Source organism: Lacinutrix sp. C3R15, assembly GCF_018860825.1.
Classification (GTDB): domain Bacteria; phylum Bacteroidota; class Bacteroidia; order Flavobacteriales; family Flavobacteriaceae; genus Oceanihabitans.
In genome coordinates, this window is the sequence record NZ_JAHKPZ010000012.1 from 92293 (window position 1) to 108011 (window position 15719).

At 30.5% G+C, this 15719-nt stretch carries 17 protein-coding genes; all 17 read right to left on the bottom strand.

Translation table 11 applies throughout. From position 1 onward, the window contains the following. Window positions 1–161 precede the first annotated feature (161 nt). Window positions 162–3851 carry a metallophosphoesterase gene (locus KO494_RS03320; RefSeq protein ID WP_215966180.1) on the bottom strand — a complete coding sequence of 1230 codons (3690 nt, stop codon included), beginning with the start codon at window positions 3849–3851 and terminating at the stop codon, window positions 162–164. A 74-nt stretch (window positions 3852–3925) separates the two neighbouring features. After that, entirely contained in the window at window positions 3926–4594 is a 669-nt protein-coding gene (locus tag KO494_RS03325) for an SCO family protein (protein ID WP_252730282.1), read from the bottom strand. 1 nt (window position 4595) lies between these two features. Beyond that, complete coding sequence (locus tag KO494_RS03330; RefSeq protein ID WP_215966181.1) at window positions 4596–5213, bottom strand: toxin-antitoxin system YwqK family antitoxin; 618 nt, start codon at window positions 5211–5213, stop codon at window positions 4596–4598. Further along, entirely contained in the window at window positions 5214–6104 is an 891-nt protein-coding gene (locus KO494_RS03335; RefSeq protein ID WP_252730288.1) for a YHYH protein, read from the bottom strand. Window positions 6105–6194: 90 nt separating this feature from the next. Continuing rightward, window positions 6195–7340 carry a YHYH protein gene (locus KO494_RS03340; RefSeq protein ID WP_215966182.1) on the bottom strand — a complete coding sequence of 382 codons (1146 nt, stop codon included), beginning with the start codon at window positions 7338–7340 and terminating at the stop codon, window positions 6195–6197. A 19-nt stretch (window positions 7341–7359) separates the two neighbouring features. Further along, window positions 7360–7896, bottom strand: a complete 537-nt coding sequence (locus KO494_RS03345; RefSeq protein ID WP_215966183.1) for an EF-hand domain-containing protein — start codon at window positions 7894–7896, stop codon at window positions 7360–7362. Further along, complete coding sequence (locus KO494_RS03350; RefSeq protein ID WP_215966184.1) at window positions 7886–8494, bottom strand: hypothetical protein; 609 nt, start codon at window positions 8492–8494, stop codon at window positions 7886–7888. The genes KO494_RS03345 and KO494_RS03350 overlap by 11 nt, the downstream gene beginning before the upstream one ends. A gap of 2 nt (window positions 8495–8496) precedes the next feature. Beyond that, on the bottom strand, window positions 8497–9474 hold the full coding sequence (locus KO494_RS03355; protein ID WP_215966185.1) for a YHYH protein: 978 nt from the start codon (window positions 9472–9474) through the stop codon (window positions 8497–8499). A 2-nt stretch (window positions 9475–9476) separates the two neighbouring features. After that, a complete protein-coding gene (locus KO494_RS03360; protein ID WP_215966186.1) occupies window positions 9477–10082 on the bottom strand; it encodes a hypothetical protein in 606 nt (201 codons plus the stop codon). 37 nt (window positions 10083–10119) lie between these two features. After that, the gene (locus KO494_RS03365; protein WP_215966187.1) at window positions 10120–11127 is read right to left on the bottom strand and encodes a YHYH protein; all 1008 of its coding nucleotides are present in this window, start codon (window positions 11125–11127) and stop codon (window positions 10120–10122) included. Between the two features lie 72 nt (window positions 11128–11199). Continuing rightward, entirely contained in the window at window positions 11200–11952 is a 753-nt protein-coding gene (locus tag KO494_RS03370) for a DUF6090 family protein (RefSeq protein ID WP_215966188.1), read from the bottom strand. 96 nt (window positions 11953–12048) lie between these two features. Further along, the gene (locus KO494_RS03375; protein ID WP_215966189.1) at window positions 12049–12333 is read right to left on the bottom strand and encodes an EF-hand domain-containing protein; all 285 of its coding nucleotides are present in this window, start codon (window positions 12331–12333) and stop codon (window positions 12049–12051) included. Window positions 12334–12455: 122 nt separating this feature from the next. Then, the gene (locus KO494_RS03380) at window positions 12456–12980 is read right to left on the bottom strand and encodes a Spy/CpxP family protein refolding chaperone (protein WP_215966190.1); all 525 of its coding nucleotides are present in this window, start codon (window positions 12978–12980) and stop codon (window positions 12456–12458) included. A 5-nt stretch (window positions 12981–12985) separates the two neighbouring features. Then, window positions 12986–13297, bottom strand: a complete 312-nt coding sequence (locus KO494_RS03385; RefSeq protein ID WP_215966191.1) for a hypothetical protein — start codon at window positions 13295–13297, stop codon at window positions 12986–12988. Between the two features lie 36 nt (window positions 13298–13333). Further along, complete coding sequence (locus tag KO494_RS03390) at window positions 13334–13912, bottom strand: RNA polymerase sigma factor (RefSeq protein WP_215966192.1); 579 nt, start codon at window positions 13910–13912, stop codon at window positions 13334–13336. A 37-nt stretch (window positions 13913–13949) separates the two neighbouring features. Beyond that, complete coding sequence (locus KO494_RS03395) at window positions 13950–15068, bottom strand: DEAD/DEAH box helicase (protein ID WP_215966193.1); 1119 nt, start codon at window positions 15066–15068, stop codon at window positions 13950–13952. Window positions 15069–15140: 72 nt separating this feature from the next. Next, entirely contained in the window at window positions 15141–15677 is a 537-nt protein-coding gene (locus tag KO494_RS03400; protein WP_252730295.1) for a CIA30 family protein, read from the bottom strand. Window positions 15678–15719: the final 42 nt, after the last annotated feature.

Genomic DNA, 15719 nt, shown 5'->3' on the forward strand with positions numbered 1-15719 from the left:
AGTTGGTGTCGTTTTTAGAACTAACAATGTGGTTTTATTAGACCCCTTTAATAGTGTAAAATTATATCCTTAGGAAACAAAAGAAATACTTGTAGCTATTGCAAATGTACTGTTAATTAAAAGCACTACACTTCTAGTTATATTCTTTTGTTTCCTAAGTATTAAAACCCAAAGCCAAGTTTAAAAGCCAATCGCAAACCATCATCACTATTAAAAGCAGAAACATTTGCGGTAAACATATCTATCATAGTTACAAAAACACCACCTCCAAAAGAGGTGTTCCAGCTATCACTATTATAAGCAGAATTTGCAACTAAAGCATCATCTACCCAAATACGTCCATAATCTGCACCTCCATAAACTCCAATTCCTATAGGAATTAAATTTGTTTTTAGATTTAAAAATTTAAGTCGTAAATCGGTACTTTGCACCAATGCACTTTTACCAGTGAAACGTTCATTTCTATACCCACGTAAACCTGTATTTGCTCCTAAAGTAGCTGCTTGATAAAACTCAAAGTTATCTCCTAAATTAAAATGTCCAGAAAAATTAGTGGCTAAAACTAATTTACCACTTGGTATTAATTTATAATCAAAACCTAGTTCTGGTATAATATAACCAAAGCCTTTACCAGAGTCTACATTATTTTTAAAACCTATTTGTAATCCAAATTGCATACCTAAAGTAGGAAATGCTTCATTATCTTTATTTTGAAAAGAATATGTAGCATCTGCTCCATAAAACGCATCACTAACTTCGTTTCCTTCACCTATAAATTGATTTATAAACCTTCCGTTAGTTCGTTCTACTTCATTAGATTCATACAGAATACCAGCTTTAAAATAACCACCTAATTGTCCGCGCCATATTAAAGAAGGGTTTACACCAAAGGATCTTATTTTAACACGATTATAATCCATACTAACTAGATCATCTGCTTCAAAATTAGGAGTAGAATTACCATAATCAAAAAAGTTGATTGCATAATTTGGGCTATTAAAATGTACATCTAAACCAAAGTTTAATCCTTTAAAAACGTTAGCGAATTCTCCTTTGTAATTTAATTCAAAACCATTGGTAGCAAAATAATACGCTGCAGAAATGGTATGCTGTGAAGTAAACGGGTTTCGTTCAAAACCATAAACAGTGTAGGTGTTTGAAACTCCTAATTTTAATCCATCATCTGGATTAGAACCAATAGTTGGCAAAAGTTCATTTACATTATTTTTTAATTTTTTGTAATTATATACATTGGTTTCATAATCATCTGTAAATTTTTGATGCCCATTTTTAGTTAGTATCGTATTCTTTTTAGACTTATAATCGTAAAAAGTAACTTTCTTTCCTTGTTCTATATGGTAAACATCATTGTTTTGCCCACCAATGAATCGTACTCGCATTTGGTTTTTAGCATCTTTTCCAAATACATGAAACGTATCCTCATCATCTAAACCATAAACCCAAATTTCTTTAGTTGTCTCGCTGTTATACGTACGCTCATGAAAAATGTCTGCCTTTTCACCTCCTTTAATTCTATAGGCTGTAACTTTTGTTTTTCCATCAGGTAAACGTTCTACATCAAACCAATCGTCTTTATTGGTTCCTTTTATAACTGCATATTTATTTACTAAATTGTAATATCTATCTGCTATTTTTTGAAGGTTAGCACGACGTGCTTTTAAGGTTTCTTTAATTTTATTGGTTACTTCGCCTCTAACTTCTTCTGGAAAATTTAAAAATGCTTTATCAATCACTTCATCTGTAATTCCTTCTTGAATGGTTTTTACTTGTGCATTCCATACCTCTTTATCAGACTGCATAATAAATTCCATATCTAAAGGATAAGGCTCAACGTTAACCCCTTTTACATCTACCAAATCGTCATCATATTTTCTTAATAATCTAGCCATTGGCATTATGGCAACTGCAGAAGTAAGCATTGCTCCGTCTGACATGATAGAAAAAACCTGATCTCTATCTCTAGGCAACGGTCTGTACACTTTTTTATCATTTTCTTTAAACTCTAACCAACGCCATTGGTCTTGGTGTCTATCCCAATCTCCAATTAGCATATCAAATAATCGCGCTTTAATATAAGCTGCTTCATCCATTACTAAGTCTTCATCTTTGTGCAGTTTATCCATAACATCTGAAGTACTTAAAACCGTATTAGAAAACCCAAAACTAGCTTGATCTCCATGACCATCAGACGCATGCTCTTCAATCATATATAGTTCATCACCAAAATGTGTATTAAAATCTCCTAAAGCATTTTGTTTTGGCACATAATATAATTTGGGGTTTAAATGATACACACCAATAGCATCCGACAAATCACCAACCGTAAGAAGTGCATAAGGATGTGATCCTGTAAATACATCTAGAATTAAATCTTCGGCAGCAGTATCATCAAAATTTCCATCTAAATACTGGTCTTTAAAAAAAGCGGCTTGTAAATACTGTGTACCTTGTTTTCGTACAGCACGCATTACGTATTGTTTTTTACCATCTTTTGTAATTAAACGAAGGGATTTAGACTGTGTTCCACCTCCACGCCTACCAACAGTTACACCTCCAAAAAGCGTATCTAAATTTACTGTTGGAGCAGCAACATTGGTACTATAAGTATCTCTATATCGTTTTCCCCAAAGAAACTTAGTAATACCAGATTTAGTGGTTTCTTCTGCGGTATAAATAGAAGCTGTTTTTTCTTTCGGAAAAGTTTCTGGGTAGGTTGTATCTATAGTATTAACATCAGACTCTAGTACTTGGGTTTTAAATACTATTTTATTGTCTGCAACCGAATAAAAACGCACATACGAAGAACCATCTTTAAACACATCAAGTCTTGCATAACCAGGAGTTCCGTAAGAGAATTGTCCGCCTCCAACATTTCTGGTTGGTGTTACCTTAGAGCCAGAACCACTAACAATTTGACGCATATTATCCTGCTCTAGATACTGCAAGTTATGCTCATGACCAGAAACAAAAATAACTTTTCTGTTTTCTTGCGAAATAGTTATAAGTCTTTTTCTTAGTTCGTTATATCTTTTGTTTTGTATATCTGCATTAGAAACACCTGTAGTAATACGTAAAAGGTTTTTAAGAGTACCTAAAACAGGAATAGGTTTCATATGGCTTTTAAAATCGTATTGTCCACCATGCAAACCATTAGTATATAAAGGATGATGTAATGCTACAATAGTAGTTTTACCTCTTGCTTTTTTTATCAAGCTACTGTATTCGTTAAAAAAAAGTTCTCTGGTTTTTATCTCACAATCATCATTTATGGTAGGATGCTTATTCCAATTGGTTACAAACCATTGCGTGTCTATTACAATTAATTCTACATCGTCTGATATATGTACTTTTTCAATAGGACAACCGTTTTCTGGTAAAAAAGTATTTTTACCTAAAGCTTTTTCAATAAACTTTTCTTGACGTTTTAATCCTTTAAGACCATCACTATACCAATCGTGATTACCTGGAATAAAAAGCGTATTCCCTTTAAAATTTGATGTTGTTTCTGTTTGAACATCTAATTGATGCTCTGCAAACTCTCGGTCTTTATGGCCTTTATCTGGTAACCCTTTTGGGTAAATATTGTCTCCAAGAAAAATGGCAGTACTATTCTTTGAAGCTTTAGATAACTCGTCTTTAAATACTTGAAGTGTTTTAGAAGATTCTCCTAAGGGAGAGTTACCACCATCACCAATTAAATAAAAAGAATGCGCAATTTCTTTATCTGGAAAAGTAGTTTTTGTTATTGTAGTATCATATTGAGGTTTAAAAGTAGCACAAGAACTAATAAACAAAAAAAGGAGGAATATATAAGGGGATTTTTTAACCATTTATCTATAAAATTTAATTCTCTAAGATAAAAATTAGTCGGCTTTTAAAAATGTAATTACAGATTAATTAGCTTTTATTCGGTTTTTAGCGATTTAATATCTGTAATTAATTGTGCCACAGAAGCTCTGTTTAAGCCATTATAGATACCTCGAATATGTTTATTCTTATCTATTAATAAAAAGTTTTCGGTATGCAGAAAATCATCTATATTTTTTGGTTCTCCCAAATCATTTTCTACAAAATACTGTTCTCTACCTAAGCTATAAATTTCATTTTTATCACCTGTAACCAAATGCCATTTGTGGTCTATAACCTTATGGTTTTTAGCATATGTTTTTAAAACCGACACAGAATCTGTGGTTGGCATTACCGAATGCGATAGTAACAATACGTCATCATCTTCTTTAAATACCTCTTGTACCTTAGCCATGTTTCCTGTCATTTTTGGGCATATTCCTGGGCAGCTAGTAAAAAAGAAATCTGTAATATAAATCTTATTTTCAAAGGTTTTTTGCGTAACCTTTTCTCCTAATTGATTGGTTAATGAAAAGTCTGGAATTTTATGAAATGCTTTTTCTTCTGCTGTATTAGGCGTTATCCATTTTGGCGTAAAAGATTCGTCGTTATAATATGGTAGGTACGCTACTCTACTGTTTTCTTCTACTTTTATATTTTCTTTTTTAACTTCTTTATTACAGCTAAAAAAAACCAGCACTAAAAGAATAGATAGGTATTTCATCATATTATTTCTTTTTTCTAATTACCACTTCATCTTTTAATTGGTAGCAAGAGTTTGCTCGTCGCATACCAAAGATACGACCATTTTTAGCTTCGTAGTTTACGTAAAGTTTTCCGTTTTCTAACCAAGCTTGTTGCAAGCCATCTTCTTTATCATTTAACAAGTTTCTTTTTTTAGAAAGTTTTCCACTATAAAACCACTTGCGTTCTACACCTTGTTTTTTTCCGTTTACATAATTAGACTCTGACGCTAAATTACCATTATTCCAATACGCTTTATAACTTCCTTGTAATACATTTTGGTTGTAGAATGATTGTAATTTAAGCACACCTGTTTCATACCAAACACGATATACTCCTTCTTTTTTTCCGTTATAAAAACCTGTTTTCTCTTTTAGGGTATTGTTGTTATGATATTTAACAGCATAACCATTAAACGGTTTTTTATTATAATACCAAATACCCTTATTTCCATTTAAAACCAAACTATCTTTATGTACAATATTAGCCTCTATTTCTATGGTATTTATAGAAACAGCACTCTCCTTTTTTGTTTTCGTTTTAGAATTACAACCAATACAAAGCAGAAAACTTATACATAAAAATAGTTTAATAATTTTCATCTAGTAACCTTGGTAAGGTCCTGCAAATGCTATATACGAACCTGTATTAGAGTATAATTCATTAATAATATGGTAGTGGTATTCTTCTTCGCCATCGGTGTATTGCGTAGCACTTGTATGTCCTCCTGAAGCATCTAAATCTGTAGGATATGTTCCTGTTGAAATACATTTTCTTCCGTAAAGAAAAACGCCATCTAACAATACACCAACTAAGTTATCATCGTCATCTGAAAATGCAACAGGTTCTAAGTGATAGTGATATACACCAGGACCAATATGAGCACCTGTCCAATCTAAACTAGCAGCAGCAGCATCTAATGCACCACCACCTTCTTGATCATTAAATATAGAAGCACCACTTACAGCAATACCAATGGTATCAAAATTTGTACTAACAGTATTACCTGTTAAATCTGGAGTTGCATCTACAGTAATTGTTACTGCATTGTTGTTACTTGACATAACAGAAGGTGTTAAATCTACATCTGGTTCTTCTCTATATAATTCATGACCAACTCCCCAATATACCGTTTCATGATCTGGTAAACCTGTAGTTTCAATAACAACAGATGCACCATCATTAGATAGGTAAATATCTGTTGCTTCTGTATTAAAAGCACCATATGCAGCGTGTAAAGTTGCTGTTACTCCTGATTCTGAATTGGCATCAGTATCATCAGAATCTGAATTATTACTCACATAACCATCTGGTTGTGTTGCAGAAGAAACAGAAACGTCTGGATTACCAAAACCATCGCCATCTAAATCTTGATACCAAGTAAATTCTTCTGTTGCCTCTTCTTCACTAGTGTTATTATCATCACTTGAACAGGCAATAAATCCTGTTGTTAAAAAGGACGCTAGAAGTGTAATTTTAAATAGGTTTTTCATATTGTAAATTTTAGTGTTTTATTTTTAGATGCATAAATTAAAAATAACTTGCGAAACTTTATTAATTCCTTCTTTTTTGTGTTTCTCTCCTTATGGTCTTTGCTTTTTTTCTCTGGATAGGTTTTCTAATTCTTCTTTAGATATATAATTATCGTTGTTTGTATCTATTTTATCAAAATCCTGTTTTAACGGTCCTTTTATTTCTGCAGCTGTTAGTTTTCCGTCTTTATTGGTGTCCATTTTTTGCATCACTTGTGAAGCGTTAGGTTTTCCGTCAGATTGATTTCCTCTTGGACCTCCTTGACCGTTTGATGGTGGAGGCCCTTGTTGGTCTTGCTCTACTTCACCCATTACACAGCGACCAACATATGGAAATTCGTTAGTTACTAAATACATATAATTACCATCTATTTCTATTCCGTTGCATTCGTCTAAATCCCCATAGCCTTCTATATATTCATAATCAGAACCATAAGTACCATCATGATGGCCTTTTACTTCTATATCAATGGTTATGTGTGTTGTATAAGTACAATCTTCACCTTCTCTATCTCCTTCTAAAAGTTTAAAACTTGGTTTGTATTTTCCACTTTTTGAATAATACATAGGAAAACCATCATGAGCAAAACCAATATGTACTAAATCATTTCCTGTATCAAATGTTTCAATCATTGAAGTTGGTGTACCATGATAATGATACTCACCTGTTGGTTGTACATGTGCATGATTAAGATCTAAACCTAAGTCTATTACATTTTGTATTGCTTCTACTCTGTAATTTTCTCCTGTTTCACATACAACAACCTCTGCGGTTTGAGGTTCAAATTTCACGCCGTTTAAGGCAATTCCTGGTTCACGCATCCATTGTGATTTACCTGTATATTTAGGATTTACGGGAAAACTATACGTTTTATTTTGTTCTGAAATGGTATTTGGATTACCTGGATTTGGAAACTGACCGGTTTTATGATTAGGTAATGAATTGGTTATCATTACACGTTGATTGCCAATAATAGTAACTTTTGTTTTTGTACCATATGCACTGTCTTCTATTTCATAATCCCCAAAATAATCTGAAACCTTAATCGTTTTAGAATCGTGATTATGATTGTTATTATCATGAGTGTGATATTCTAGTCCGTCATGAGTATGCGAGCTATTATTATTATTATAATTTTTACAACCAATAAAAACACTCATTAAAATGATGCCTGTTATTATTTTTAGGTTTTTCATTTTTAAAATACTAATTCAATTAATCTCTTTCTTTACGCTTAGATTTTCTGTCCTTTTCCTCGGTCATATTATTTTCAAAGAAAAATTTTAATTCATCTACATCTAATTCTGCATCTTCATTAGTGTCTATTTCAGTAAAGTTGTTAGATAATTCTTTTTTTCCTTTTGCTGCAACTTCCAATTCGTTTAGTTTGCCATTTCCATCATCATCAATCTGTTGGATTAGTTTTTCAGGATCTATTTTTTTAGGCTTTTTTCTATCGTTTAAAGCATCTTTCAATTCTTCTAAATCAATAAATGTGTCACTATTTGTATCTATTTCATCAAAGTGTTCTGCTATTTTACCACGTTTATCTGCTGCAGCTTCGTCAATATCTATAAGATCATCTTTGTTAGTATCTAGTTTAGACAGAATTTCGGATGCATCTGGTTTACCTTTTTCTTCTTGTCCTCTTCCTCCTCCTTGACCACCACCTGGAGGACCTTGAGCAAAAACACCTATGGTAAGTAGTACTGTAAAAAGGGTAAATGTTATTTTTAAGTTGTTAGCTTTCATCTTTTAATTTTTTAGTTATTTTTTTTCCAAATAGAAATATAGGTATTATGAAAATAGACCATAAATAGTTTTTATTAAATGGCTTAGTTGCTTTAATCATTTTATTATTTTTAAAAATCAATGCGGATTTATAGTTATTGGTTTCATTTAAAATTACTTTACTAGTATTTTCATTGAATAATAACGAAAAAATAGTTTGATGGTGATTATTTTCTATAAATGCTTTTACCTCTACGTTTAGACTTTTAAAATTTTTAGGGAGTTCTGAAAGTATAAACTTTGCATCTGTTTGGTGATTTCCTAATTTTATTCCTCCTTCTAAAAGCGCTACAGATTTACTATTAATATGTAAATTAAAGTTTTCTTTTAAATATTTTACAGCTAATTGCTTGTACTCTACCGTAGGTAGTGTTTCAAAATCTATATTAGAATAATGTTTTTTTAAAGCTTCGTCTAATCCATTTTGAGCTAAACTAATGTTTAGAATACTAACATTTTCTTTAACTTCTAAGTAATACATTGCAGACAAAGGGTTGTGTGCAAGTATAGTTTGCATAGACGCAAACACAACCAAAAGAACAATTATTAATTTCTTCATTTTTATTGAAATCTAAAGTTATTTGTTGCTGCAACACCTTTTAAGCATTTTGGAACATTTGGTGCTTCTGTATTACTAGCAACATAGTGATAAATGCCATCAGGAAACTCTGTTGTACTTGCTGTAATACCACCACATTCATCTACATTAGCAGGTTCTTCTTGATACGCATATATAGGAAAACCATCTTTGGCAAAACCTATTAGTTTACTTCCAGAAACTTGATTTACTAATGTACATGTTACATCATTTATGCCGTTAGCTTCTAAAACCTGATTCATTGTTTCTGCAACAAAATGCCAGTGATAATATCCTGCTGGATCATGATGCCCACCACAAGGGTCTAAAGAAGGAATATTTCCTGCAACTTCATTACCTGGATTAGCAACAGAAGGAGGATCTCCATTAATTGGTACACCATCTACAGAAACACCAATTAACTCTACAGAATCTATAGTATTATTACTAGAAGCAAATACTGGCGTTGCTGGAATTAAAAATACTAACAGTAAATTATTATCAGGAGCAGCTTCTAGGCAATACGAATAATCTTGATTTACAGGCCCTGAATTAAAATCATCAATATAAATGTTACCAGCATCATCTACAATGTCATATCCATCTGCTTCCATAGCATTGAACAGACTAGCTTTCATTACTTGAAAACCCGGATTTGTAGCACCATCATAAATACCTAATCCACCAACATCATTAATGGTTGTTGGGCAATATGGTCCGTTATCTACAGGGTTACTAGTAAAGACTAGTTGGTAACAATCTCCTGCAGACCCGTCTTCTAAGGTGCAGTCTATTTTTTCAAAAGAGACTAATGATGTAGAATTAAAATACGATTCTTGTATAATATCATCTGACAAGTCTACATCATAACTATTTATACCATCATCTTCACTAGTGCAACCTGTATAACTAAAAACAGATAACAGCATAGTAGCACACCATATTATTTTTTTTGAACTCATAATTATAATTTTCTAAAAATTAACAGTTTAAATAACAAAGCAACACTTAATATACCCAACAAAACAAATAGCCTTTTAGTTGAAAAGAAGTTAGCCTCTTTTATTGTTTTAACAACAAAATTATTTTGATTTGCTACTAGTTTTAAAGTGTGATTATTTTTATTATTTAGAACAAAATGTTCTTTTTTAAAACCATTTTTTAATAATACCAATGCACTTTTATTGTTAAAAACATCTTTAAAAGTACTGTTTTTAACAGATACGTTTTTAATTTCTGAAGGCACTCCTAACACTTCAAAAACAACTTTTGTTTCATGACCTAATTTTACAATTCCAGAGCTTAACTCTATATTTTGATTGTTATTAATTATAATTTCTATATTATTTTTAACGTGTTCTATAACCATTTGCTTAAACTCTTCTGGTGTATTATACTCTGGAAAAAGTGTTTTAATTTCTTGTTGAAAAGCTGTTAATGATGCACTAATTTGAAGTATCCATGTATTATTTTCTTTTTCAACCAACATGGTTGTAGATGTTTCTGGCTGATGTGCAAAAGCAGAAATATTTATAAATAAAAAAACAAATACTATTATTTTATTAAACATAATTAAAGATTTTAAAAAAGATGAAACAATATGGTTTTTAGTTTATGGCGTAAGCCCCTTTTAAACCATTAATAAAATTGTTGTTACCAGCTTGGTCAACATGATAATGATAACCACGAGTATCATCTGTATGACCTCTTAGCACATCTAAATCTGTTGGAGAATTCCCATCTTCATCTTCTAATTCATAAATACCATTTCCATCTAAAGCGTAACCAATTAAAGCTGCATGCCCATCTGTTTGTTCTATTTTAGTACTAAAACCAGTTGCAGCATGATAATGATACCCTTGATTTACATTAATATGTCCACCTGCATCATCAAAAGGAGCAATAGTATATGCACCAAGAATATTATCTACAGGAGCAGGTGCAGAAAACTCTATACCATTTAAAGCTATACCACGAGTGGAAGGAGCTGTATTACCTGGTCCTCCAACTCCTGTTGCAAAAAAAGTATTTGTATCTTGAAGTACTGGATTTATAGGAATTAGCCATGTTTGCGTTAAATTTGCGATATAAGAAGGTAAACATTCTACACAAAAATTCTCATATTCTTCACTTACATTTGGATTAGCGGCATTAATACAATCGTCTTCTGTTTCGGTAATATAAATATCACCATTACTATCATACATCATCCAATTATTATCATTATAAAAAGTAGCCAGGTTTTCTATAAAAGCACCATCTACATCATAAACCTCACCTCCATCTAGCCAAATACCTCCTGCTGAAGCATCATCTGCAATATTATCAGGACACCATGGACCCATTTCGTGATCTGAAGGAGCACTACTTGTTACTACTTGGTAGCAATCTGTTGTTGTACCATCTGATAATGTACAAGGCACTGTAGTTATAGTTACAGATCCATCTGCTGTTGTAAAATAAGATGAATTTACAGAAACTACTACATTATCTGTATTTGTATCATCTTCTAAATCTGATACACTATTACTGTCATCACTACTACAAGATATAGTACTTGTTATAAGTATTAATGCAATTGCTAATAATGAATTTTTTAAAAATATCTTTCTCATAATTTCCGTTTTTAAGTGTTTATATTTAGATGAACTATAAAAAAAAAACTTGCGCATGCCATTCGTTTTTTTTTAAAAATTACTTAATTCTTTATTTAATTTAAAGGCTATAGTTTCGGTTTTAATTTTTAAAACTTTACTATTCAATAATTGTTTTTCTGTTTGCAAAAGCCTATCTACCAAAGCATTTTGATACTCTCTGCTATTTAAAAGTGATAAATAATTAGATTGCTGTGTAAAAGATTTTGCTTTTTTAAAATCTATTCCGCGTTTAGAAATAAGATCTATTAAAGAAACATGCAGTTCTATTGCAGGCTGTAGACGGTTAACAATAATATTTTCAATTTTATTTTCCTGACTTTCAAAACTATCTAACTCGTTAGGATAAGAAGCAATAAGGTCTTTTAATATAACACTTTCTATAAATTCAAATTTATTGGTACTATTTACAGAGTTTATTGCTCCGTTATGCAATTGGGTTGGTTTATAGTTTAGCTTGATGATTCCTTCTTTTATTTTGTCTGTTAAATCCTCCTCATCTAATCCAATACTCTTAATTGTTGTATTTATTATTTCTAAGTCTTCTGTATATCTTGAAATGGAGGAATCTAATAGCATTAAATTAGAATTTAACTCTTCATTTAAAGATTGATAAATTTTAATTTCTACAATTTTATTTTTTCTTATTTCATTTAAGTTATTGATTTTCCATGCGATTAAAATACCAATAACGATTAGTACAATTTCACCTAAGGCATAAACCATGTAACTTTTTGCTTTACCAGAGATCAAGAGGGTACGTCTAATTTTTCTAAAAATTTTCATATTTACAACTCTTATTAAATTATGTTATAGGTGTAAAAAAGGCTTCATATTTACGTATGAAGCCTTTAATTAACTATCTAAAAACTATACACTATTTTATCTTTTTCCTCTTCCCTTTGGTTTAGGAGCTTCCTCTAATTCTTCTTCTGAAATAAAACCATCTTCATCTGTATCAATTGTAGAAAACTCATCTTTTAAAGGCCCTTTTACTTCATCTTCAGAAAGTTTACCGTCTTCATCGGCATCCATTTCTTCTAACATTTCACTAAATGTTGGAGGTGTTTTTTGTTGTCTGTCTTGTGATTGTGCAAAACTTGAATTAGTCATACATACTGTTAATGTAAAAACGAATACTATTGTTTTAAATGTGTTACTTTTCATAATTAAAATATTTTATTGTTATGTACTTTTAGATGCTAGTAAATGATTTTACTTGTGGCGTAATTTGTTAAATAAAAGCCAAAAAAAAAGCACCTTATTAAAAAGTGCTTTTGCTGTTTGTATTAAAAATCATTAGGAGGTGGAGGTCTATGTCCATTTTCACCTTCTGGAGGACCTTGTTGTCCGTTTGGATGAGGAGGTCTATCTTCATTTTCTCCTCTTCTTAAGGCATCTTTTAATATGTTCTTTAATTTTTCTTTTTGCTTATCATTACATAAGTCTTGAATACTTTTAAAATGGTAAAATATTTCTGTTTCAATAACTTTTTGCTTATTACCTATTAACGATGTTAAAGAATCTACGGTTTTTTCATTTACAGAATCACTAGATAAATTATTAAAAAGAGCATCTTTTAACTCTTTTAAAGCATCATTAATTTGCATCATGTTTGCATGATGTTTATTATTTAATTTTTCAAAACTTTGAGATTGTGATTCGGTAAAATTTAATTGTTGTTTTATAAAACTAACAGGTTTTTTACCTTCATTTCTTTTATTATTTTGATTATTAAAAGAATTCACGAGGTAATAGCCATTTACTACAATTAAAAAAGCTAAAAAAACGTATAAAATTGTGTTCTTTTTCATTTACATTAGTTTAATAAAGTATTAGTATCACTGGCAGAAAACCCATAAGACTCTGCAAGTTGATTAATATTTTCATCATAACTCGTTTTATTAAGTTGCTTAAACGCTACTACATTTAAAACAATAACGCAAGCCAAAGTAGCAAGTTGTAACTTTGGTGTAAACCATGACCAAGCAACTTTTTCTTCTTCTTTTTTAGAAAACATACGTTGCATGGTTTTATCTTTAAAAAAAGGAGAAACAGGCACTTGTTTAATTGCTTCTGCAGCTTTAAACGTATTTTCTATTTTTTCTTGAATATTATTATTTGCTTTCATGTATATTTAGATGCATAAAGTTTTAAAAACTTGCGTTTAATTTTCATTTTTATAAAAGTGTTCTAGTGATTTTTGTAAATTCTTTTTAGCTCTAAATAAAAGGGATTCTATAGAACTAATACTTTTTTCTGTAATTTCACTTATTTCCTTGTAACTTTTATCATCAATTTTATTTAATGTAAATACTAATCTTTGTGCTTCTGGCAACTGGTTAATAGCTAAAAATAAAGTTTTACTTGTTTCTTTTTGTTCTAAAACAATACCTGGATGGTTTATTTCTGTGAAATAATTTGTTTTATCTATTTCAAAATCATTTCCTGTAAGCGATTGTAAAAAAGCAAATCGTTTTTTGGTATTCTTTTTTCTTATAAACTCTAGACACTTATTGGTGGTAATTCTATAAATCCATGTAGATAATTTAGAGTTTCCTTTAAATTTATGAATAGAATTAAAAACTTCAACAAAAACATCTTGTGCTATGTCTTCAGCATCTTCTTTATTTGGCACAAAGGAGATACAAGTAGCAAAAACCTTTTGTTGAAAAAGGTCTATTAGCTTTGCATAGGCAAATTGCTTTCCTGCTTTTAAATCATTTATAAAACCCTGCTCTTCCAAAAACTTATTTTAAAATGTGTAAAGTATAAAAAATAACTTAAACTGTTTTCTGATTTATTTTAATTCCTAGTGCTTTTTCAATTTGTTGTACTCTAGAAACCTCATTAGATAGTATTAAAGCTATAGATTCTCCTTTTTTTCCAGCTCTAGCAGTTCTACCAGATCTGTGTGTATAGTATTCTAAATGTTCTGGTAACTGATAATGGATTACAAAGCCTAGATTATTTACATCTATACCTCTTGCAGATACATCTGTAGAAATTAGTATTTGTAAACTTGTATTTTTAAAAGCACGCATTACTTTTTCACGATCTCTTTGTTGCATGTCTCCTTCTAAAGCGCCTACATTAAAACCTTCTTGCTGCAGTTGGTGTGTTAATGCTTGTGTTCCTGCTTTTGTTTTACAAAAAATAATACCTCGTTCTGTATCTCTTTCTTCTAAAAGAGCAACTAATACATTTACTTTATTTTGTATTGTTGTTTCTACAAATGCATGCGAAATATTAGCATTTACCAGACTATTTCTGTTTATTTCAAGTTTAATAGCATTTGGTTTTATATAGCGTTTTACAATATCTTTTAAAGCTTCTGGCATGGTTGCCGAAAAAAGCCAAGTATTTTTAGATGCTTTTGTAGTTTTTAAAATAGTTGTTAAATCTTCTTTAAAACCCATACTTAGCATTTCATCTGCTTCATCTAAAACTAAGGTTTCTACATTTTTTAAATCTATTACATCTCTACTAATTAAATCTACTAAACGTCCTGGAGTTGCTACAATAATATGTGTAGTACGTTTTAGATTTTTTATTTGAATATCTATTTTTTCACCACCATAAACCGCTTCACAAAATATTTTAGCATCATTATATTTAGTGAATTTAAAGAGCTGCTTTTTAATTTGTTGTACAAGCTCACGAGTTGGTGATAAAATTAAGGCTTGAATTTCTGCTTTATTCGTATTAATTCTGTGTAAAACAGGTAAACCGTAAGCGGCTGTTTTTCCTGTTCCTGTTTGTGCTAAACCAATTAAATCTTTTTTAGATTGTAATAAAAGAGGAATTGCTTGTTGTTGAATTTCTGTAGGTACTTTAATTCCTAATTCTTTTAAAGACTTTACATAGTTTTTATGTAAACCTAATGCTGAAAATGATGCCATATATTGTTTTTGTTTATAATAGATTATCTAGTTAATTTATACATAGATATATTAACCTAATAGATTTGTTTTTTATTCTAGTACTATGCTTTCTATTTCTAATTGAAAAGCTTCTTTTGTTTTATTGCCTATTAAAAATGCAATTTCTTCCATTTTCTTTGCTGAATAATTTGGCATATCTAAGATTCTTCCTCTAAAACTAGGGTAAAACTCAGATAGTGCTATTTTAATGGTTTCCCATTTTCCAGAAGTTGCAAACCTTGTAATATAAGAGTGACGTTGCTCTTGACTTTCTTTAATTCTAAATTGATAGTCTTTACCATCTCCTTTAATTTTTAAAACTACGTGAGTAAATTTAGATACCTCTTTAGTATTAAAAGCATAACGAACCGAAGCAAAACCTCCATTGTTTTCTGTAGTAACGTAACCTTTAAATAAGGCTTTACCTTCTGCATTAATTTCTATAGTACTTTCTGAAAGTCCTCCCATAACACCATCATTAAGAACATACCAATTATTGGTGTTCTGTTCTGTTTTAAAATGGTAAATTATAGCGTTATTATCTTGGTGTATCATAAGTATAACAAAAAGCAAATAAACAATTTTCATTTTTTATCTTAAAGATAAGACTTGAAACTTATATTTCATACA

What these genes read in the sequence shown, in the direction of transcription:
- KO494_RS03320 (WP_215966180.1), bottom strand. Translation starts at nt 3,851, where the DNA reads ATGGTTAAAAAATCCCCTTATATATTCCTCCTTTTTTTGTTTATTAGT.
- KO494_RS03325 (WP_252730282.1), bottom strand. Translation starts at nt 4,594, where the DNA reads ATGATGAAATACCTATCTATTCTTTTAGTGCTGGTTTTTTTTAGCTGT.
- KO494_RS03330 (WP_215966181.1), bottom strand. Translation starts at nt 5,213, where the DNA reads ATGAAAATTATTAAACTATTTTTATGTATAAGTTTTCTGCTTTGTATT.
- KO494_RS03335 (WP_252730288.1), bottom strand. Translation starts at nt 6,104, where the DNA reads ATGAAAAACCTATTTAAAATTACACTTCTAGCGTCCTTTTTAACAACA.
- KO494_RS03340 (WP_215966182.1), bottom strand. Translation starts at nt 7,340, where the DNA reads ATGAAAAACCTAAAAATAATAACAGGCATCATTTTAATGAGTGTTTTT.
- KO494_RS03345 (WP_215966183.1), bottom strand. Translation starts at nt 7,896, where the DNA reads ATGAAAGCTAACAACTTAAAAATAACATTTACCCTTTTTACAGTACTA.
- KO494_RS03350 (WP_215966184.1), bottom strand. Translation starts at nt 8,494, where the DNA reads ATGAAGAAATTAATAATTGTTCTTTTGGTTGTGTTTGCGTCTATGCAA.
- KO494_RS03355 (WP_215966185.1), bottom strand. Translation starts at nt 9,474, where the DNA reads ATGAGTTCAAAAAAAATAATATGGTGTGCTACTATGCTGTTATCTGTT.
- KO494_RS03360 (WP_215966186.1), bottom strand. Translation starts at nt 10,082, where the DNA reads ATGTTTAATAAAATAATAGTATTTGTTTTTTTATTTATAAATATTTCT.
- KO494_RS03365 (WP_215966187.1), bottom strand. Translation starts at nt 11,127, where the DNA reads ATGAGAAAGATATTTTTAAAAAATTCATTATTAGCAATTGCATTAATA.
- KO494_RS03370 (WP_215966188.1), bottom strand. Translation starts at nt 11,952, where the DNA reads ATGAAAATTTTTAGAAAAATTAGACGTACCCTCTTGATCTCTGGTAAA.
- KO494_RS03375 (WP_215966189.1), bottom strand. Translation starts at nt 12,333, where the DNA reads ATGAAAAGTAACACATTTAAAACAATAGTATTCGTTTTTACATTAACA.
- KO494_RS03380 (WP_215966190.1), bottom strand. Translation starts at nt 12,980, where the DNA reads ATGAAAAAGAACACAATTTTATACGTTTTTTTAGCTTTTTTAATTGTA.
- KO494_RS03385 (WP_215966191.1), bottom strand. Translation starts at nt 13,297, where the DNA reads ATGAAAGCAAATAATAATATTCAAGAAAAAATAGAAAATACGTTTAAA.
- KO494_RS03395 (WP_215966193.1), bottom strand. Translation starts at nt 15,068, where the DNA reads ATGGCATCATTTTCAGCATTAGGTTTACATAAAAACTATGTAAAGTCT.
- KO494_RS03400 (WP_252730295.1), bottom strand. Translation starts at nt 15,677, where the DNA reads ATGAAAATTGTTTATTTGCTTTTTGTTATACTTATGATACACCAAGAT.